Source organism: Mesorhizobium sp. M7A.F.Ca.CA.002.04.1.1, assembly GCF_004022805.1.
Lineage (GTDB): Bacteria > Pseudomonadota > Alphaproteobacteria > Rhizobiales > Rhizobiaceae > Mesorhizobium > Mesorhizobium ciceri.
Window position 1 is genome coordinate 1 of the sequence record NZ_RZPL01000774.1, and the last position, 2,542, is coordinate 2,542.

Sequence of the window (2,542 nt, forward strand, 5' to 3'; positions counted from 1 at the left end):
TTCCAGAAGGCATCGCCCTGCGCGAGACTCGCGGCAATGACGGCGTCGCCGACGAATTCCTGTTCGAGGCCAGCCGAGAGCACATCCTCGATCAACGCTCGCGAATCTTCCGACGAACGGCCTGATGAAATCTGCATCAGCACGTACCACGGCCAGTCCTCGATCAGCGGCCGCACCACACCCTGGGCATGCGCCAGGGTGAAATCATATGGCCGCCTGCCGATCAGTTCGAAAGCGGTGAGTGCTGCCCCGGCACGGTCCATGGCCAGGCCGAACAGCGAAAGTGCCGCCTCGGGCGACGACAGGCCGACGAAGGCGACTTCGCGCCCCTTCGGCTTCGGGAACAGCTTCAGCACGGCGGCGGTGATGACGCCGAGCGTGCCTTCGGCGCCGACGAACAGGTTTTTTAGATCGTAGCCGGTGTTGTCCTTCTTCAGCTTGCGCAGGTCGTCGAACACCTCGCCGGTCGGCAGCACCACCTCGACACCGAGGCAAAGTTCACGCGCATTGCCGTAGGCAAGCACGCCGGTGCCGCCGGCATTGGAGGAAAGATTGCCCCCGATCTGGCAGGAGCCTTGCGCGGCCAGCGACAGCGGGAACAGCCGGTCGGCGGCGTCGGCTGCCTCCTGCAGCGTCTGCAGGATGACACCGGCCTCGACCGTCACCGTGTTGGACAGGACGTCGATCTCGCGGATGCGGTTCAGCCGCGACAGCGACAGGACGATTTCGCGCCCGGACCTGTCCGGCACCTGCGCGCCGACCAGCCCGGTGTTGCCGCTTTGCGGCACGATCGGCGTTCCCGTCTCGGTCGCCAGCCGCATGATCCGGCTGACCTCGTCGAGGCTGCCCGGCCGCAGCACCAGCGACGTCGCGCCGTGCCAGAGCCCACGTCGCTCAATGAGGTAGGGCGCGATGTCCTGCTGATCACGCAGCGCATATCTGTCGCCGACGATCGCAGCGAAGCGATCGATGAGGGCGGGATCGAGTGTCTCTGTGATTTCGATCATGGGGGAAACTATGTTGCGGGTTGCGTGATGTCACGAGGGGCGGCTGCACGCGACAGCCGATCGTTGATCGCTTCGCCGAGCCCGTCGCAGGGAATAGGCTCGACGGCGATGGTGCGCGCGCCGCTGCGGTCGAGTGCCTGCATACAGGCGAACAGATTGCTCGCCGCTTCGCGCAGGTCACCGGTTTCGGACAAATTGAGGAAGGCTTCGGCGCGGTGCCAGCCTTGTGCCCTCTGGCCGCCGAAGCCGAGCAAAGCCTCGCCCTCGCCGACCGTGCCGGCATTGAGCCGCATCGCGGCACCTGGCGCATAGTGCGAGGCAAGCATGCCCGGCGCCTCGATACTGGCGGTGCCGCCGCGCAACAATTCCATGCCGATGGCGGCCTCGATCTCCTCGGCAGCGATGCCGCCGGGCCTCAGCAGCCGCATTCTTTCCCCCTCGGCCTTGAGAATCGTCGATTCCAGCCCGACCGGGGTTGCGCCGCCATCGACCACCAGCTTTATCCGCGCACCGAGATCGGCTGCCACCGCTTGCGCGGTCGTTGCGCTGATCCTGCCGGATGAATTGGCGCTGGGCGCGGCAAGCGGGCGGCCGAGCCTGGCGATCAGATCGCCGCCAAAGCCCCTCGGCATGCGCAAGGCGATTGTATCGAGCCCGGCGGTGACGAGCGGATGGATGCCGTTGCCGGGCCGTTGCGGCAGCACCAGCGTCAGCGGACCGGGCCAGAACGCGCGCGCGAGTTTCTTCGACAGCGGATCGAACAGCGCGAGGCGCTCGGCCATCGCCATGTCGGCGACATGGGCGATCAGCGGGTTGAAGCGCGGCCGCCCCTTGGCTTCGAAGATGCGCGCGACGCCGATGCCGTTGGTCGCGTCGCCAGCCAGCCCGTAGACGGTTTCCGTCGGGATGGCGACGACATCGCCCTCCCTGAGCAGCGCCAGCGCCCGCTCCAGCGCCTCGCCCGAGCCAAGTATTTCAGCCACTCTCGTCACCTCACAGATGCGGGGTGCGTAGTACGATGGCGGCCATTGGGCAAGTCGGCTGTTGGGTAACCGTTTGTTGGCGAGCAGGAGCATTGGCGATTTATCAATCCCTAAAATGCTATGGTTCCACGAAAGCCGGCATCAATTCCGGCCTGCTATCGAACAGCTTCTGGGCAAAGGGGAGCGACATCAGTGTCTGCGCGTATCCTGCTGGGTATCATTCTTGCTGTTGCGGCCGGCGAAGCCCAGGCGTCATCCCTGGTTTTTCCAGGCACGCCATCCTCCACACCATCGATCGTCAGGATCGGCGCTCCCAACCAGCCTGGAATCGTCGATGCGGTCAACACCAGCGATGCGCGGTCGGTGATGGCAGTAGGGGAAGCGCCGCCCGACGTCACCGATGAAAAGGTAGCGGCGATCCCGGACAAGCCCGCGACCGGACACGGCTTCCAGCCAGGCCCGATGGTCATCCGTGGCGGCGTTACCGGTCCCGATTTCCCGGCACCCGCGCCAACCGCTGCACCAGCGACCGGTGCCGCGCCGGCCGCTGGC

Annotated in this window: 3 protein-coding genes; 1 reads left to right on the plus strand and 2 read right to left on the minus strand. The window is 66.0% G+C overall.

The genetic code is table 11. The features are described from left to right. Nucleotides 1-1,007, minus strand: a 1,007-nt coding sequence (locus ENZ75_RS28250; protein ID WP_164888058.1) for an FAD-binding oxidoreductase, incomplete at its 3' end; no start/stop codon positions are given. Between the two features lie 8 nt (nucleotides 1,008-1,015). After that, nucleotides 1,016-1,990: an L-threonylcarbamoyladenylate synthase gene (locus ENZ75_RS28255; protein ID WP_063167659.1), complete on the minus strand. Its 975-nt coding sequence runs from the start codon at nucleotides 1,988-1,990 to the stop codon at nucleotides 1,016-1,018. A 192-nt stretch (nucleotides 1,991-2,182) separates the two neighbouring features. Between ENZ75_RS28255 and ENZ75_RS28260 the strand changes: the two genes are divergently transcribed. Beyond that, on the plus strand, nucleotides 2,183-2,542 hold a 360-nt coding region (locus ENZ75_RS28260), incomplete at its 3' end, for a hypothetical protein (RefSeq protein WP_128278486.1).